Below are 18,066 nucleotides of genomic sequence, written 5' to 3'. Positions count from 1 at the left end.
CCGCAGCTTCTCCGTCATGTCTACCTCCTAGATCATGCCGCCCGCCACCAGCAGCGGGCCGACGATGGACAGCAAGAGCGCCGGCAAGATGAGCGTGGCCGTGGGAACGAGCAGTTTGACGGGTGCCCGTTCGATCTGGCGCTCCACCTCGGCCCGATGGGCGGCGCGGCATTCCCTCCCCTGCGCGGCGAGCGTGTCGGACAGTGGGGCGCCGAGGGCCAGGGCCCGGCCAACCGCCATGGCGAAGGACTCCAGTGCTCGAACGCCCAGATCCTCGGCAGCAGCGAGCAGCTCGTCCTCGCGGCTGCCCACTCCCATCTGCCACGACAGGCGCGCGCGGGCCATGCGGCTTGCAAGGGCCGTGTCGCGGTTCTCGCAATAGATCGCAAGCGACGCATCGAACGAGAGTCCGGCCGAGAGACCGAGACGAACCACGTCGATCATCTCGGACACGTCGCCGAGACCAACATCCGGCTCGGCAGATCCGCCAAACCAGCTGCGCGCCGCCCGAGGCGGCAACGCCATCAGACCGCTCACGCGCCGCGCCCACGCCCCTGCGAAAGCCGTAGCGCGCTTGACGTCGCTGCCCAGAACGAGCCACGCCCAAAGCGCCCAAGCCCCTGCGAGCGCCAGCGGCCAAACCGCACCGGCACCTACCCCGCCAAGCGCCACCCGCGCGACCATCACAACCTCACCTTCATGATCTTGCCGATGATCCCCCACGCCAGGGCATTCAACGCAAGTGCCAGGATGAGGAACGCCGCGCCTGCGGGCTGAAGCATCCCGCGACGGTAGTCCTCCGAAAGCAGCGCCAGCAGCACCGACATGCCCACGGGCATGGCCGCGACCATGCGGGCCGACATGCGCGCCTGCGCGGTCTTGACATCCAGCAAGCGCTTGAGCTCGATGCGCTTGCCCACGAGCTCGGACGCCTCGGCGAGCAGCTCGCCGAGCGGCGCGCCCGTGCGCTGCGACACCTTGAGCGCGAGCGCCACCAGCTCGAGTCCCGGGGCGGCAAGGCGCTCCAGCATGGTATCGAGCGCCTCGGCAGCCGGAATGCCGCACGTGATGGAAAACGAGACGCGCGTGAACTCCGAGCGAACTGGCTCGCGGGCATGGGCCCCCACGAACTGCATGGCCTGCGCGAGCGAGTGCCCCGAGCCGAGCGAGATAGCGAGCGCACCAAAGGCCTCGGGCATCGCCTCTTCCAGATTTCGCGCCGTGCGACGCGCCCGCTGCGCCCCCAACGCATCCAGGGCCACAACGGGAGCCACCAGTCCCAAGCACGCGCCGACGGGAGAGAGGGAGACGACGCCCCCAAGCACCGCGGACACAAGGCAGAGCAGCGCGAGCAGTCCCGTCGCACCCCGCTCGTCGCAGCCATCGGCATACACCAGCGTTGTCATCCGCTCTTCCCGAAGCTCTCGCATAGCGGCCCGAAGCGGCAGGATGCGCAGCACGTGCTCCCGCAGCGGCCCGCCGACCGCCCGGCACGTGCTCGCCAGCCAGCCCCACGCAGCGTGGCCGCCGCCGGGCTTGCTGCTCGACTTCGCACCGGCATCCTCGCCCGACAGCAGCAGCCCCGTGCTCCCCGCGGCGAGAACGCCCGTCGTCAGCGCGACGATACCGGGCATGAACGCCTCCATAGCTCAACCTCCCGCTCCTCAAGGGCGCCTGTGCGCACCGCTTCCTCTACGAACGACGGCTCGCGTACGAGCCGCCAGCTCGCCGCGCCCGCATCGAACGCCACGAGCTCCTCCAGCCGCACGCCGCCACCGGGCGCCCGCGAAACACCCGTGTAGCCCGCCACGAAGCGCTTTCCGTCTGGCCGGCGCACCGACATCACGATGCCGTCCAAGGCCATCGCGACCTGTTCCTCGATGAGCGCGCTCGGCAGATCGATCCCATAGCGCGCGAGCAGGGTCAGGCGCACCACCACCTCCTCGGCACTTCCTCCGTGCACGGAGGTAAGGCTTCCGTCATGACCAGTGTTCATTGCCTGGAGCATGTCGATGCACTCGCCCCCGCGGACCTCGCCCACCACGATACGGTCTGGTCGCTGGCGCAGGGCGTTTTTCACCAAGTCGCGAATGGTCACAGCGCCCTCGCCCTCTATGGACGCCTCGCGCGCCTCCATGCGCACCACATGGGGATGTCGGGAGAACTTGAGCTCCGCTGAGTCCTCGATCGTGATGATTCGCTCCTGCGGCGATATCTCGCAGGACAACGAATTAAGCAAAGTTGTCTTGCCCGAACCAGTCCCTCCGGCTACGGCCAAGTCTTGCCTGAGCGCCACGGCGAATGAGAGCAGCCGGGCATACCAAGCCGGTAGCGCACCGAGCTCTACCAGCTGCTCAAGCGAGCTGATGCGGTCCGAGAACTTGCGAATCGTGAGCAGGGGGCCGTCGATGGCCACGGGCGGTATAACCGCATTGACGCGCTGGCCACCGCGTAGACGGGCGTCGACCAACGGGCGCCGCTCGTCGATGCGTCTCCCGAGCGGCGAGATGATGCGGTCGATGATCACGCGCACCTGTTCATCGCTCTCGAAGAGCGCGCCGAGGGGCTGGATCACCCCCTCCCGCTCGCAGAAGCACGAGCGGTGGCCGTTGACCATGATCTCCGTCACCGAGTCGTCCTCGAGAAGCGGCTGCAGCGGACCCAGGCCCACCACATCGTCGATGATCTCGGCGGCAAGGGCGGCTCGCTCCCGCTGGCCCACATCGTCGAAGTCCGCGTTCAACACGGCCTCCACCACCGGCCGCAGCTCGTCGCGAGCACGGTCCGGGGCTTCCGCGGCGGCGATGCGCGCCACCTCCTCAAAGCCCACGCGCTCGAGCACGGCGCGCTTCGCCCGTACCTTCACGATACCCCGACGGCCCTGGCGCTCGTCGGCACCGATGGCCTCGGTCCGCGTCTGCGCCGCACGGATGCGCTCTCTCAACGTCATCGCACATCACCAGCCCGCGTGCCGGCCCTCCTGCCCCACGGCAACCGCAGGCGCGGCCGTACCGCGGTATCCTCGCTCCCGGCGGCATCCGCCCCGACGGGACAGCCGAGCTCGCGCAACATCCCGCTCGCCAAGGCGCGCACATCGCGGGCGAACGCTCCTTCTCCCGCGATCAGGTCGTCCATCTGGCCGAAGGAGAGCATGCTCGCCACCTCGTCGCCACCGTCCGCCACGCGGGCGCGCATGCCCAACGAGAGCGCGAGTTCCTGGCGAAGCGCGACCTCCTCGCTCACCCCGTGGCCGCCCAATCGGTTGACCACGCCCATCATCCGCGTGCGCGGCACGCCCAGCCGCGTCGCCAGCTCCGCCACATGCGAGGCCGAGGGGCACGACGTCGCCCCGAGCGAGGAGACCACCAGGCACCGGTCGCACACGGCGACCGCAGCGGCCGCGGCATCTCCCCACGAAACCGGCGTGTCGATGAAGATCACGTCCGCAAGCCCGCGAAGCACCTCGATCAGCTGCTCGCAGGGACGCCCTAGCAGCTCCACGCACTCCGGCGCGGCCGCCGGCCCCCACAGGGTGAGTCCGGGTCCCACGCGCATCGCGCTCTCCTCCACCAGGGCATCGGACAGCACCCCGCCCCCTTCGCCACCGGCGAGCATGCCCAGGTCGCGCGGCTCCTCCACGCCCAGCAGCCGATGCAGGTCGCCGAACATGAGGTCAAGGTCCAAGACCGCCGTGCGCAAGCCGCATCGCGCCGCAAAGCACGCCATCGCCGCCACGAGCGTGGTCCTCCCCACCCCGCCCCGACCGGATACCACGGTCACCACGGGAGCCCGGTGCGCCCCCTCACCTGCAGGCACCTCTGGCAAACGTTGGGGAGGCTCGTCCGGCACGCGATCGTGCTCGGAAGGCGCCTCACGCCCGGTACCCTCGCCCGGCTCATCCAGATCGGCCCACTGCGCCGTGCGCACCTCGTAGCGCAGCCGCGCGTCAAGCTCCTCCTCATCCTCATAGCGATCGCAACGGGTGTCATCACGGTGGGGGACAGACCCGCCGTCACCCCGCGACGGATCCCCCTCCATGCGCACGGCTGGCTTCGGGGCGTTGCCGCCCATCTCCCCCACCGTGATGACCTCTGACGCGCCCTCGTACAGCAGGCGAGATACCAACCCCGGTTTCGCAGCATCCGCAAACGCGACGATACGCGGGGGCTCCGCAAAGCTTCGCCACGTCGCGATCTTCTCTTCGAGCCCGACCTCATCCGCGTCCGACACGGCAACCGCCAAGACGACCTCCTCGTCATGCAGCTCGCGAGCGAGCTCCCATGCCTCGGCCACGCCCGGCACGCACACCAGCCGAGCACCGGCATCCAGAGCACGCACCTCGCGCGCGATAGCCGGATACCCCTCGGACGCGCACGCCACCATCCAGATCGCACCCATCACGCATCATCCCCTCCCCGGCCCGCCGCAGGGGCGGGCACGGTTATCGTCACGGCACCCCGCGTCACAGCCGAGAGCAGCTCCTTGACCGATTCCGGCCGGACCGCGAGCGTCACCCAGGACAAGTCCCCGCCACCCGCCGCTAGCACGCTCGAATCCACCACGCGAGCGGCGCACAGGCGATCCGCCACGCCATCCGCCGAGACGTACACGTCCACCGCGTCGCCCGCGGCGAGGGAGCCGCCCATTGCATGCGCCGCGTCGGCGGAAACCGACACCGCGACCATGCCCTTTGGCACGTCGACGGCGTTCTCACTTGCCTTGAAATACGTTGGGCAGAACACCGCCCGCTTGGGAATTCGAGAAGTCGGGACCTTGCCCACCACGTCGGAGCGCGAGGTTGCAGCGTCTTCCGGAAGCAGGCTCGACGCCCATTCCTCGATGACGATATCGCCTTCGCCCACGGTCTCCCCTGCATCGATCGAGCGCCGGGCCACGCACACCTCGACGGTCTCGCCGCCGTAGCGCGACAACGCCTCGTCATGGGCGGCCTCCGCCTGGGCGCGAACATCCGCCGCATACGCAAGCGAGACCACCGCGGCCGCAATGCCCACGACCATGCTCAGGACAATCCTCATGCCGCGCTTCATGTCCCCTCCCCCGACGAGCCTTACCGTCCCCTCATTCTTGAGGGGCGGCAAGGCCGCGCCGACGGGAAAAGAAGAAAGTGAACCGGCGTATGCGCTGTTCGCTCCTCCCAATCTGACAGCGATTTGAGATGAGGAGGAGTTCTGGCTGAATCCGCGCACAGATTTCTGCCAGAAAAAGACCCCTCACCCCCGCGTTACCGCGCAGGCAAGGGGCCGAACGATCAGCGTCGCATGCCGCTTTTACAGGTGAATATCTGGATCAAGGCTCTGAGCGCTCACGCGCATCTCACGGGCGAGGGCCAAAAACGCATCCGCGCGCGAAGCTGCGATGCGGCCCGACTCCACGGCCTCGCGCACGCCGCAACCGGGCTCGTGCGTGTGCGTGCAATCGCCGAAACGGCATGAGTGCGCTGCCTCGATCACATCAGGGAACACCCGCGCGAGCCTCTGCTCGTGCCCGATGAGCGGCAGGCTCCGCAGTCCCGGCGCATCGCACACCACGCCGGCGTCGCCGGGGAGCTTGACCATCACGCGCGCCACCGTGGTGTGCCTGCCGGCGTCGTCGCGCGCCCGAACCGCGCCCGTGGCGAGCGCCTCATGCCCGAGCAGCGCATTCAGGAGCGTGGACTTACCAGCGCCGCTCTCGCCCAAGATCATGGCGCACGTCCCCGCCGGTACGAGCGCACGCACCTCGTCGATGCCGAGCCCCTCGGCAGAAGACGTCACAACCACGCGCACGTCCGGGCCGGTCAGCGACGCCACCCTGGCGAGCACCTCGGAGAGCTCGCCCTCCGCGCAGCGGTCGGCCTTGGTGAGCACCACCGCGGGCGCGGCCCCGCAATCGGCGGCGAGCACGAGCGAGCGCGCGATGCGGTCGAGCAGCACGTGGTCGTCGCGGCCTGACCCCAGGGCCTGCACCACCAGCACGGCATCGATATTCGCGGCGAGCACCTGACGCTCGCCGCGCGCCCGACCGCGCCAGCGCTCGAACGTCGTGCGCCGGGGCAGCACCTCTTCGATGATGCCCATGTCGTGCGCCTCGTCGCGACGCACGGCCACGCGGTCGCCCACGGCCGGCAGCACGGGCGTTTCGGAATCAGCCCCGCGCCGCTTGGCGAACGCCACGGCATGCTCGGCGCGAAACGTCCCCGTCTCCGTGACCACCAGCGGGAATCCGCGATCCAACCGCACCACGCAGCCCAGACGCAGCTCATCGGGGCGCTCCGCCGCCACAGCAAAGGCATCGAACGCGGAGCGCTGGCCATCATCCACGGGCAGGTCCGCAAAGGCCGGGATATCGCGCAGCGCGTCCACGGCGGGCAGCGCGTCGTCGGAAAGTAGCGTCCCGTCACGATCCACGCGCTTTGAACCATGCTTCTTGTCGCGTCGTTTGCCCACGTAGACTCCCTTGCGCCATCGCTTGCACCAGCTGCCAGTATACGCAAAACCCCGGCGCACCGCTCCATGCGGGGCGATGCGCCGGGGTCGTCAAGCACGTGAACGGATAGCCGCGGCTCCCGCTACTCCTGCTCGATCGAACGCATAATGGCCTTGTAGACCTCGATCAGCGGAATAATCAGGAACGCGATGCCGAGCGCGACCATCATGCCCTCGAACTCCAGCTGGTGCACGCCGAAGAACATCATGGCCAGCGGGTCGACCTCCACCACGATGAGCGTGAGGATGAGCGCGAGCGCCGCGGCGCCCCACAGCCACTTGTTCTGCTTGGGCATCTGGAACAGCGACAGACGGCGACTGCGCATATTGAAGCAGTGGAAGATCTCGACCATGTTGAGCGTGATGAACGCCATCATGACGCCCTTCTCGTCCACATCGGAGACCTTGTCGGCGGCGAGCGCCGCGAAGTCGATCGTGCCCGTGAACAAGTAGATACCGGCGAAGAAGCTCGCGAGCACCAGCACCGTGATGATGAGGCCCTGGACCACGCAGTCGAGGCCCATGTGGCCGGCGAACACGCCGTCGGAGGCGTTACGCGGCTTGCGCTGCATAACGTTGCCCTCGGCCTCCTCCATGCCGAGCGCGAGCGCCGGGAAGCAGTCGGTCACGAGGTTCACCCACAGCAGCTGCACCGGCTGGAAGATGGTGAAGCCGATGATGGTGGCAATGAACACCGAGAACACCTCGGCGAGGTTCGCGGAGAGCAGGAACTGGATGACCTTGCGGATGTTGTCGTAGATGCGACGACCTTCTTCAACAGCGCCGATGATGGTGGCGAAGTTGTCGTCGGCGAGCACCATGTCGGCGACGTTCTTGGTGACGTCCGTGCCGGTGATGCCCATGCCCACGCCGATGTCGGCGCGCTTGATGGACGGGGCGTCGTTCACGCCGTCACCCGTCATGGCAACGATCTTGCCCTTGGACTTCCAAGCCTCGACGATGCGGGTCTTGTGCTCCGGCTGCACGCGTGCGTACACACCGTACTTCTCCACGGCGGCGTCCAGCTCCTCGTCGGACATCTTATCCAGCTCGGCACCGGTGATGGCCTGCTCGCGACCCTCGACGATGCCGAGGTTCTTGGCAATGGCCACGGCGGTGTCGATGTGGTCGCCCGTGATCATAACGGTGCGGATGCCGGCGTCGTGCGCTTCCTTGATGGCCGGGGCCACCTCGGGGCGCTCGGGGTCGATCATGCCGGAGAGGCCGCAGAACACGAGGTCGTGTTCGAGGGCCTCAGCGGAGAAATCCGTCGGCTTGGTCTCGTGGCTGCGGCTCGCGAGCGCCAGTACGCGGAGTGCCTGGTCGGCCATGTGCTTGTTCTCGAGCACGAGCTCGTTGCGACGCTCGTCGGTGAGATCGACGACCTTACCGTCCTCGTAGATCTTGGTGCAGAGGCCGAGCACCACGTCGGGGGCGCCCTTGGTGTACTGCTCAAAGTCGCCGTCGAGCGTCTCCACCACCACAGACATCATCTTGCGGCCGGAGTCGAACGGAGCCTCGCCTACGCGCGGATGCTCCTCGGGCAGGCCGGTCATACCCGCCGCCGCGGCATCGTTCACCAGCGCGCACTCGGTGGGCTCACCCACGGCCTCGCCCGCGTCGGCGTCCCAGGTGGCGTCTGAGCACAGTGCCATGCCGGCAAGCAGGACCTCCTCGGGAGCGGCGAGCACGTGATTCACCACGGTCATCTTGTTCTGGGTGAGGGTGCCGGTCTTATCCGAGCAGATCACCTGCGTGCAGCCGAGGGTCTCCACGGCGGAGAGCTTGCGGACGATCGCCTGGCGGCGGCTCATCTTGGTCACGCCCAGCGAGAGCACGATGGTCACCACGGCCACCAAGCCCTCGGGGATGGCGGCGACGGCGAGCGACACGGCCACCATGAAGGTGTCGAGCAGATAGGCCGGCTCAGCGGCAACGTTGGCAAAGCCATGGCGCAGGACGTCCACGGCAAAGACCACCACGCAGATCACGATGACGAGCTTGGTGAGGATGTTCGAGAGCTCGGCGAGCTTTACCTGCAGCGGCGTCAGCTCCTCCTTGGCCTCGTTCAGCGCGCCGGCGATCTTGCCCATCTCGGTGCTCATACCCGTGCCCACCACGACGGCGCGACCGCGGCCGTAGACCACGGTGGAGCCCATGTAGCACATGTTCTTGCGGTCGCCGAGCGCCACGTCGTCGGCACCGTCGGCGAGCACGATGGCATCCGCGTGCTTCTCCACCGGCACGGACTCGCCGGTCAGCGCGGCCTCCTCGATCTTCATGGAAGCGCTCTCGAGGACACGGCAGTCCGCGGGCACGGAGTCGCCGGCCTCGAGCAGGATCACGTCACCGGGGACAAGCTCGGAGCTGTGCATCATGACGAGCTTACCGTCGCGGATGACCTTGGACTGGGCGGCGCTCATCTCCTGCAGGGCGGCCAGGGCCTCCTCGCTCTTTGCCTCCTGGATGACGCCCAGGGCCGAGTTGATGATGACGACGGCCATGATGATGATCACGTCGGCAAAGTCGGGCTCACCCTGGATGAAGCCGGTGATGGCGGAGATGGCGGCGGCCACGATCAGCATGATGACCATCGGGTCGGCCATCTGCTGGAAGAACCGGATCCACATGGGCGTGGGCTCTTCCTCATCCAGCTTGTTGGGGCCGTACTTGGCCAGGCGCTCGGCAGCAGTGGCGGCGGTGAGACCGGCCTGCTCGCTCGAACCGAGCCCCTCGAGCACGCGCGCACTGGATTCTAGGTATTCCTTCACAGGCAATACTCCTCTGGGTCGGTGCCCAGCAGAATTGATGCCCGATCATAACTCCCCGGCGCGACGACGACGCGGTGGGGCAAGGGCTCACCAAGGCTGCCACGGGCAGTACTACGGTATACAGCGTTCCATTGTACCCTAGCCATCCGGCGGGTCGCCGAGAAGGTTGGGGACGGCGGTGCAGGCGATGCGGACGGTCGTCGACGCAGAAAGGGGCCGGAGCGCGAAGCTCCGACCCCTTTTTGCGTTCACTCAGCGGCGGAAGGCCCGTGGAACGGATCCACCCGCCTTTGTGCGGCTTAGCGCACCTGTGCCACGTACGCCACGTTGGTGGAGGACACCTTGTCCTCCAGCTGGACGCTCATGCGCGGATCGCCGGCGGTGGCAACCGTCAGGTCGCCCTTCTCGACGTAACCGAGCTCCTTGGCGGTCTCGATCGCCTTGACGATCGTGCCGTTGACGGTGCCCTGGGTGATGGCGGCCAGGTGCGGCTGCACGCCCCAGTACATGATCATCTGCTGCACGGCCCACTCGTGACGGGAGAAGGCGCAGATCGGCATGCTCGGACGGAAGTGCGAGATCAGGCGAGCGGTGCGGCCCGTCGTGGTCGGCACGGTGATGCACTTAGCGCCGACCGTGGTGGCCATGTTCACCGCGGAGAGGCCCACGACGTTGTTGACCACGCGGGTGCCGTGCGCATTGGCCGGGATCACCAGCGGCGCGTGCGCCGGCAGATACTTCTCGGTCTCCATGGCGATGGCGGCCTGCATCTTCACGGCCTCCACGGGGTACAGACCGGCTGCGGACTCACCGGAGAGCATCACGGCGTCGGTGCCGTCGTAGATGGCGTTGGCGACGTCGGTCACCTCGGCGCGCGTCGGGCGCGGGTTGTGCTGCATGGAGTCGAGCATCTGGGTGGCGGTGATAACGGGCTTGTAGGCCGCGTTGCACTTCTTGATGATCTCCTTCTGGATGTGCGGCACAAGCTCGGGCGCGATCTCGATACCCAGATCGCCGCGGGCGACCATGATGCCGTCGGAGTGCTCGAGAATATCGTCGAAGTTCTCCACGCCCAGCGCGCACTCGATCTTCGGGAAGATGGTGACGTGCTCGCCGCCGTTCTCGCGGCAAAGCGTGCGGATGCCCTCGACGGACTCGCCGTCGCGGATGAAGGATGCGGCGATGTAGTCGATGTTCTGCGTGAGGCCGAACAGGATGTCCTGACGGTCGCGCTCGGTGATGGCCGGCAGCGAGATGTTGACGTTGGGCATGTTGACGCCCTTGCGCTCGCCGATCAGGCCGTCGTTGTTCACGGTGCAGTGGATGTCGTTGCCCTCGACGAAGTCGACGGTCATGCCAACCAGACCGTCATCGATCAGGATGATGGAGCCCTTGGTGACCTCCTCGGGGAGCTTGAGGTAGTCGAGCGAGATGTGCTCGGCGGTGCCGAGGAAATCCTCGGAGGTGGGCTGGGCGGTGACAACGATCTTGTCGCCGGTGTGGACCTCGACCTTCTCGTGGTCCTTCAGCAGACCGGTGCGGACCTCGGGGCCCTTGGTGTCGAGCAGGATGCCCACGGGCAGGCCGAGCTCCTTGGAGATGCGGCGGACGCGGTCGATGCGGCCCTTGTGCTCCTCGTAGGAACCGTGGGAGAAGTTGAAGCGGGCAACGTTCATGCCAGCCTTGATCATCTCGCGGATCTTGTCGTCGCTGTCGCACGCGGGACCCATGGTGCAGACGATCTTGGTGCGCTTGTACATTCACTACCTCCGGTAATCGATGTCTTACCTTTTTCGCCTATTAATATCTGCGCCATTATACGCACTATGGCGCAAGGCGCACGCAACCGATAGAAAACCGTTTGAAGAAATGACAAAGATAATCGTTCCGTAAGGTATCTGGCCTCTTGTACGACGCCCTACCTGCGCGTTTCAGATTTGTGTGAGATTTAGCGTAATCCCATTAAGATTATTGTCAGACCGCTTACCGATAACTTTGAGCTTTTCCCTGCTCAGCGGCTATGTATGCCAAGAATTGCGTACCGTATTCCCATGGATACTTTAACGCTCTGCGGCTGGTCCGCCTTCCAATGGCATCGCATTCCGCCCCTCGTGAGAATGCTCCACCTCTCCGGCATCGAGGAGGGTGCATCCGCCCTGCCGGATGACCCCTCCCTGCCGCTCTTGGGCGGCATCGACCGCCCCTTGCACGTGCTGGCCGCAGACGACGCGCACAGGCCACGAGCGGCAGGTATCAAACCGCTCGTGCACTCCCTACTGCCCCCGAAGACCTCGCTCATTCCCATTTGCGACGGCCTCTTTGTTACCAATGTGGCGTACACAGCACTTACGCTTGCCCGCTCACTCAGCACGGCGCGTCTGGCACTCGCCATCTCGGAACTCCTCGGGTCGTTCGCCGTCTTCAAGCCGCCCTTCGAACTGCAGATTGTCCTCGACCAAATTGCAGCCGGCAACGTATCCGAGTTCGGCGACTTGAGTGGAGACCTGCTCTTTGAATCACTCCGCGGCTGGCAGCAGGCTCGCAATCTCAAAGGACAACCCACCGACCTGTGGCAGCGCCCGGCTTTGACATCCCTCGAACAGCTTAGGCAGTTCGCGTACGACCTTCCCCACCGCACCCGCGGTGCCCAAAGGCTGAAGGATGCACTCGCGATCGCCGTGGAGGCAGCAGCTTCTCCACTTGAAGTCGAAGCCGCGCTGCTGCTCGGACTCCCGCGACGGAAAGGCGGTGAAGGCCTCGGTGCGGCAACCTGTAACAAAATGATCACGCTTTCGCCCGAAGCAAAGCGAATAGCAGGTAAGAGCGTATGCTATGCCGACTTATTCTTTACAGCCCCAAGGAAGCAAACTCGTGCCCGCGCTCTGGATATTGAGTGCCAAAGCGTTGCATGGCACGACGGCACAGAAAAGACGCTCGATGACAACGCGCGGGCAACGGCGCTCCAGTGCATGGGGCTGAACGTCATGTTCCTCACGAAGAGACAACTTGAGGACGATGAGCTGGCGGCTGAAATCGCTCGCGAAGCACGAAGCCGCCTCAAGGTGAACGCACCTGAACCAGGAGCCGCGCTCCTCGAACAGCGCGCAAAACTCCGTCGCGAAGTGATTGTCGACTGGAAGACGTTCGGAATGGGCTAAAGATGTCAGTTAAGCCCCGAAATCGGTATTTTCACGATTTCGAGGCTTAACTGACATCTTGCTATTTTAGCAATTGACCAGTTAAGCCCCGAAATTGCAAAAAGCGCGTTTTCGAGGCTTAACTGACATATCAACCCCCTGCTCCGGAGGTGGATCTGGGGTCAGGCACCCTCGCCAAGGCCCGCCGGCTCAGCCCAGGCGCTCCGAAATGGCGTCTTCAGTCGCCTCCAGGACCTCGTCGAAGGTCTCGTTGAAGAACTCATCGGTCAAAAGCTGGTAGGGCACGTGCTCAGAGGCGCCGCCGTTGGTGCGAACGGTCTCGTGGATGACGCCGATGCTCGCGTATACGTACGGCGCCGGAATGGCGTACTGCGGAAACCGCTCGCAGGCCGCGAGCAAGCGCGGCGTCCCCTGCGGCACCGCCGTCAGATGGTGCAGGCGCCCAAAATGGTCGAAGTCGCTCTGCTTCTTGATGCGGAACTCCTCGCTCGGCTTACCGCCATGTGCATCCAGGTACTCGTTGACGCGCGTGTTCCACAGGTTGTCGGCCAGCAGGTGCGCCCAGGCCCCAAGCACCAGGTCAAGCACGCTGCGCTGAACCGCGCGTGAATCCGGCTCCGCCGCAACACCGCGTGCGACCAGCAAGTCCTCGGGCATGGCGTCCGTTCCCTCGTAGCGTGCGGGGTAGTGCGTGCGGTTCAGAAACTCGCGCTCCGCGCTAAGGGTGACAAGCGGCACATCCCCCTCGCCCGTAGCCGAGATATGCTCCGCCAGCGGTGCCACGTACGTGCTCCAGAACTCGCGCTCGCGGGGCTTGGGGATAGGTTCCTGCTTGGCAAAGTGGGTGATGCGATATGGAATGGGATCCATCACGCCGGGAACCATGTAACCCACGAAGATGTCGGGAACCACGTTGCCGAACAGGAACGCGTTTCGGTCGCGAACGAGGCTCGCAACCGCGCCGTCCCGCGCGAGCAGGCGCTCGGTTTGCGCTATATGGATATTCCAGCTCGGCATCGGGTCTCCATCTACCAGCATACTAGCCGCGCCGGAGGCACCCCGGCCCCCGGCGCAACGCAACCAGACTTGCTACGAACGGACCTCGCCGCCGGTGGCCTTGCACACCTTGGCCACGACCTTCTCATGCGCGCGCTCCACCTCATCGCTCGTGAGCGTATGGTCTTCGGAGCGGTACGTGAGCGCGAAGGCCATGGACTTCCGGCCGAGCCCCACGCGCACCGGATCGCGGTACACGTCGAAGAGGCGCACGTCGGCGAGCAGCTTGCCGCCCGCGCTCACGATGCGGCGCTCCAGATCCTCGCAGGTCACGTCCTCGGGAACGACGATGGCCAGGTCGTGCTCCACCGCCGGGAACTGCGAGAACTCATGATAGTTCTCCTGATTGTGGGCGTTCTTCAGCAGCTGCTCCAGGTTGAGCTCGAAAGCCACCACGGGCAGCGAGATCTCACAGGCAGCGAGCGCGTTGGGGTGCACCTCGCCCACCCAGCCGAGCACGGTGCCGCCCGAGAGCACCTCGGCCGCGCGGCCCGGCTGCAAGAAGCCGTAGCCCTCGCCCTCGGCCACGCGGAAGCGCACCTTGGGCATGCGCAGCTGGGCGAGCAGCTCCTCCACCACGCCCTTGCCGTCGAAGAACCGCAACGACGCGTACTTCTGGTTCCAGGTGTCCTCGCCCCAGGCACCGGAGAGTACGCCCGCGAGCGAGCGCACCTCCTTGGGCAGGCTCGCGTTCTCGCGACCATGGAAGAGCGAGCCCATCTCGTAGAGCTGCACGTTGGGGGTGCCGTGTGCCTCGTTGTAGGCAACGGAGGAGAGCAGCCCCGGCAGCAGCGAGCGGCGCATCTCGGTCTGCTCGGCCACCAGCGGGTTCATGACCACCACGGGGCAGCCGCGACCCTCGGCGCTCATGCCGATCTTCTCCAGATCGCCCGGCGCGGCGAACCCGAAGGTCGTGGTCTCGTTGAGGCCGCAGCTCCGCATGATCTGGCCGATGCGGCGTACCAGGCGCTGCTCGCGCGTGAGGCCGCCGATGTGGTTCTTGGCAGCGGGGATGGTGGCCTTGACGCGGCCCATGCCCCACAGGCGCAGAACCTCCTCCACCAGGTCGATCTCGCGCGGCAGGTCCGGGCGGAAGCTCGGCACCTCCACGGTGAAGATCGTGCCCTCGCCTTCGCCCTCGCGGGTCACCTTGCAGCCCAGGCGCGTGAGCGCGGTCTCGCAGAAGTCGGCCTCGATGGGAGCGCCGCAGAGCGCGTGCACGCGCGCCAGGCGGAGCGAGACCACCGGCTGCTCCTTGGGCGCGGGATACAGGTCCACGTAGCCGGGCGCTACCTCGCCGCCGGCCAGCTCCTCGATGAGCGCGCACGTGATGTTGGCCACGTCCAGGCAGCCCGTCTCGTCGACCTGGCGCTCGAAGCGGATGCTCGCGTCCGAGATGAGCGAAAGGTCGCGGCTCGTGTGGCTCGTGCGGCCGGCGTTGAAGCAGGCGCTCTCGACCATCACGTCCGTCGTGTCGTCCTCGATCTCGGAGTCCATGCCGCCCATCACGCCCGCCAGCGCCACGGGGCGCTCGCCGTCGGTGATGAGGCCCATGCCTGCCGCGAGCTCGCGCTCCACGCCGTCGAGCGTCTGGAACACCTCGCCCTCGCGCGCGGCGCGCACCACCACGGAGCGCTTGCCGTCGCGCTCGGCGAAGGCGGAGAGGTCGAAAGCGTGCAGCGGCTGGCCGGTGAGCATCATCACGTAGTTGGTGATATCGACGATGTTGTTATGCGGGCGAATGCCAAGCGCGTTCAGGCGCTGGACCATCCAGTCGGGCGAAGGACCCACCTTCACGTTGCGCACGATGCGCGCCACGTAGCGGTCGCAGAGCTCCTCGTCCGCAAAGGCCACGGAGAGCTCGTCGTCGCAGGGGCGGCCCACCTCGGCCTTGATGGCCGGGTATTCAACGTGGAAGTCGCGGTCGAGCACCGCACCTGTCTCGCGCGCCATGCCCACCATCGAGAGGCAGTCCGGGCGGTTGGGCGTGATCTCGCAGTCGAGCACCGTGTCGGCCGTGCCCTGATAGTCGGCGAAGGGCACGCCCACGGGCGCGTCCTCCGGCAGGATCATGATGCCGGAGTGGTCGCTCGAAAGCCCCAGCTCGCGGGCGGAGCAGTTCATGCCGTAGGACACCACGCCGCGCAGCTTGCTCTTCTTGATCTTGACGTCGCCGGGCAGCTCGGCGCCGATCAGCGCGGTGACGATGTGGTCGCCCGCCTTGAAGTTCTGCGCGCCGCAGACGATCTGCAGCGGTTCGGACTCGCCGGCATCGTTCAGGTTGAAGCGGCCCACGTCCACCTGACAGACGTACATGTGGTCGGAATCCGGATGCGGCTCCTTGGTGAGCACCTGCGCGGTGACCACGTGGTCGAAGGCCTCGCCCACAGTCTCCACGGCCTCCACCTCGGTGCCCGTGCGAATGTACTCGGCTGCCAGCTCACGGGGATCCTCGGGCAGCTCGATCATGGTCTTCAGCCAGTCGTATGAAACTCGCATGTTCTCTCTCCCTTAGAACTGGTTCAGGAAGCGCATGTCACCGGTCATGAGCGTGCGCAGGTCGGGCAGGTCGTAGCGCAGCGCGGCCACGCGCTCGGCGCCAATGCCGAAGGCGAAGCCGGAATAGCGCTCGGGGTCGATGCCGCAGTTCACCAGCACGTTGGGGTCGACCATGCCGCAACCAAGAATCTCGATCCAGCCGGAGTGCTTGCAGAAGGGACAGCCCTTGCCGCCGCAGATATGGCACGAGACGTCCACCTCGCAGGAGGGCTCGGTAAAGGGGAAGAAGTGCGGACGGTAGCGGGTCTTGCGCTCCTCGCCAAACATCTGCTTCACGAAGTAATCGAGCGTGCCCTTGAGGTCGCCGAAGGTGATGCCCTCGTCCACGACCAGGCCCTCGATCTGGTTGAACTGCGGCAGGTGGCAGGCGTCCGCCGTGTCGGGGCGGTACACGGAGCCCGGGCAGATCATGTAGATGGGCGGCTTCTGGCGCTCCATCACGTGGACCTGCACGCCGGAGGTCTGGGTGCGCAGAATCACGTCGGACTCGCCGTGGGCGTGCGCCTCGGGATGCGAGACGCCGCCGGGGTTGTTGTCCACCACGTAGAAGGTGTCGCGCGCGGAGCGGCTGGGGTGGTCCATCGGCGCGTTCAGCGCGGTGAAGTTGTAGTAGGTGGTCTCCACCTGCGGACCGCTCTCCACCGTGTAGCCGATGCCGGTGAAGATGTCCTCGGCCTCCTCGATGATCTGGTGGATGAGGTGCTGGTGGCCGATGGCCGGACGCGCGCCCGGAAGCGTGACGTCCACAGCCTCGGCGGCCAGACGGGCGCGGGTGGCCTCCTGCTTCATCTCGGCAATGCGGCTCTCGAGCAGGCCCTCCACGGCGGCACGCACCTCGTTGGCGCGCTTGCCCACCACGGGACGCTCCGCCTGGTCGAGCTTGCCCATCATGCGCATGAGGCCCGTGAGCTCGCCCTTGCGGCCGAGCAGCGCCACGCGGGCGGCCTCCAGCTTCTCCTGCGTGGAGGCCTCGGCGATGCGCTCCTTCGCCTGTGTCTCCAACGCCTCCAGATCGTCGATCAGACTCATAAACGTTCCTTTCCAACAAAAAACCGCCCGTGCCGCACGAGGGAACCCGGTTCGATCGTGCGGCAAGGGCGGATGTGTCCGCGGTACCACCTTGCTTGGCTGCCGGATGTTGTGCCCGGCATGCCCACTTTGGCCCTCCTCTCGCGCGGGGCGCGCGGCTCCCCTACTCAGCATGAAGGAATGAACCGGATTCACTCTTTCAGGCCGTTCAGGTCGCAGCTCGGGAGTGAACGTTTGGTCCTTGCCCTGGCAGGAAGGCTTGCAGCCCACGACCTTCCCTCTCTCGTGCCAGCGCGCGGCGGGCCAAACCCTCTCCGTCAACGCATTGGTCGCCATGATAGCACACGCACGTCAAGGTATCGGGTTCGATTACGCCCGCACGTCGCGAATATGCTCGACGCCCTCCTGCTTGCAGAGCGCGTTCAGCCACTTGTCCGTCGTATAGAGCACGGCCCCGTTGCGGCGCGCCAACACCAGGTAGAACATATCGTAGATGGGCTGGTGCAGGCGCATGGACTCCGCAAGCGCCTCCTCGTACAGCTCGGACATCGGCACGAACTCATCGACGAGGTCCAGCGTTGCCGCCGTGCCCTCGAGAGCGCGCGCCTTGTCCATCAGACCTGCTTTGTGATATTTCCAGAACGCGTTGCCGGCCTCGGCGTACAGGAGGCTTGGCGCCAGGACGGCCGCGTCCGCCTGGCAGAGCAGCCAGCGAAAAACCTCCCCGGTCTCGGTCCGCTCCCACTCGCTCTCCCGGTACCTCCGGTACCCGGGCTCCCAGGGCTTGGGCGGGAGCGGCATGGCAACGTCGAGCATGCGCTCAACCTCCTTCTTGCGCTCACGATACTCCAGATACCCCTCGATGGCGACGATGAGCTCCTGCGAGATGCTCCGGTGATCCTCCTGAGCGCACTGGGAGAGCCGGTCGTAGAGCTCCTGCGGGCAGTCCCGCGACTGAATGGCGGGCATGGCGGATCCTCCTCGCACATTGCATGCGTTCTGCATGCA

General features: G+C 66.2%; 13 protein-coding genes. 1 reads left to right on the top strand and 12 read right to left on the bottom strand.

The annotated features are described in order from the left end of the window. Nucleotides 1-27 precede the first annotated feature (27 nt). From GDJ97_RS05055 to pyk, 8 genes are all read right to left on the bottom strand, one after another. Nucleotides 28-684 (bottom strand): type II secretion system F family protein, encoded by a 657-nt coding sequence (locus GDJ97_RS05055; protein ID WP_152070169.1) that lies wholly within the window; start codon nt 682-684, stop codon nt 28-30. Beyond that, on the bottom strand, nt 684-1,634 hold the full coding sequence (locus GDJ97_RS05050) for a type II secretion system F family protein (protein ID WP_226808834.1): 951 nt from the start codon (nt 1,632-1,634) through the stop codon (nt 684-686). The genes GDJ97_RS05055 and GDJ97_RS05050 overlap by 1 nt, the downstream gene beginning before the upstream one ends. Then, nucleotides 1,613-2,950: a CpaF family protein gene (locus GDJ97_RS05045; RefSeq protein WP_152070165.1), complete on the bottom strand. Its 1,338-nt coding sequence runs from the start codon at nt 2,948-2,950 to the stop codon at nt 1,613-1,615. The genes GDJ97_RS05050 and GDJ97_RS05045 overlap by 22 nt, the downstream gene beginning before the upstream one ends. Further along, nucleotides 2,947-4,398, bottom strand: a complete 1,452-nt coding sequence (locus GDJ97_RS05040; RefSeq protein WP_152070164.1) for a P-loop NTPase — start codon at nt 4,396-4,398, stop codon at nt 2,947-2,949. Before GDJ97_RS05040 ends, GDJ97_RS05045 begins: the two co-directional genes overlap by 4 nt. Then, complete coding sequence (locus GDJ97_RS05035; RefSeq protein ID WP_152070162.1) at nt 4,398-5,048, bottom strand: SAF domain-containing protein; 651 nt, start codon at nt 5,046-5,048, stop codon at nt 4,398-4,400. Before GDJ97_RS05035 ends, GDJ97_RS05040 begins: the two co-directional genes overlap by 1 nt. A gap of 240 nt (nt 5,049-5,288) precedes the next feature. After that, complete coding sequence (gene rsgA, locus GDJ97_RS05030; protein ID WP_306437638.1) at nt 5,289-6,446, bottom strand: ribosome small subunit-dependent GTPase A; 1,158 nt, start codon at nt 6,444-6,446, stop codon at nt 5,289-5,291. 122 nt (nt 6,447-6,568) lie between these two features. Next, nucleotides 6,569-9,256: a cation-translocating P-type ATPase gene (locus GDJ97_RS05025; RefSeq protein ID WP_152070161.1), complete on the bottom strand. Its 2,688-nt coding sequence runs from the start codon at nt 9,254-9,256 to the stop codon at nt 6,569-6,571. Between the two features lie 299 nt (nt 9,257-9,555). Continuing rightward, the gene (pyk, locus tag GDJ97_RS05020) at nt 9,556-11,016 is read right to left on the bottom strand and encodes a pyruvate kinase (protein WP_152070159.1); all 1,461 of its coding nucleotides are present in this window, start codon (nt 11,014-11,016) and stop codon (nt 9,556-9,558) included. Nucleotides 11,017-11,307: 291 nt separating this feature from the next. On the opposite strand from pyk, the gene GDJ97_RS05015 reads away from it, so the two are divergent. Next, nucleotides 11,308-12,414 (top strand): hypothetical protein, encoded by a 1,107-nt coding sequence (locus GDJ97_RS05015; protein WP_152070157.1) that lies wholly within the window; start codon nt 11,308-11,310, stop codon nt 12,412-12,414. A gap of 189 nt (nt 12,415-12,603) precedes the next feature. Here GDJ97_RS05015 and GDJ97_RS05010 read toward each other — a convergent pair whose 3' ends face one another. The 4 genes from GDJ97_RS05010 to GDJ97_RS09555 form a co-directional block, all read right to left on the bottom strand. Next, nucleotides 12,604-13,431, bottom strand: a complete 828-nt coding sequence (locus GDJ97_RS05010) for a hypothetical protein (protein ID WP_152070155.1) — start codon at nt 13,429-13,431, stop codon at nt 12,604-12,606. 72 nt (nt 13,432-13,503) lie between these two features. Next, complete coding sequence (pheT, locus tag GDJ97_RS05005; RefSeq protein ID WP_152070153.1) at nt 13,504-15,969, bottom strand: phenylalanine--tRNA ligase subunit beta; 2,466 nt, start codon at nt 15,967-15,969, stop codon at nt 13,504-13,506. 12 nt (nt 15,970-15,981) lie between these two features. Beyond that, nucleotides 15,982-17,058, bottom strand: a complete 1,077-nt coding sequence (gene pheS, locus GDJ97_RS05000) for a phenylalanine--tRNA ligase subunit alpha (protein WP_152070152.1) — start codon at nt 17,056-17,058, stop codon at nt 15,982-15,984. Between the two features lie 369 nt (nt 17,059-17,427). Further along, nucleotides 17,428-18,027 (bottom strand): type II toxin-antitoxin system VapC family toxin, encoded by a 600-nt coding sequence (locus tag GDJ97_RS09555; protein ID WP_226808833.1) that lies wholly within the window; start codon nt 18,025-18,027, stop codon nt 17,428-17,430. Nucleotides 18,028-18,066 lie beyond the last annotated feature (39 nt).

Origin of the sequence: Collinsella sp. AK_207A (genome assembly GCF_902501965.1) — a bacterium.
Classification (GTDB): Bacteria; Actinomycetota; Coriobacteriia; order Coriobacteriales; family Coriobacteriaceae; genus Collinsella.
Note: the sequence above shows the minus strand (reverse complement) of the source record. Positions and strands in the feature narration are given on the sequence as shown.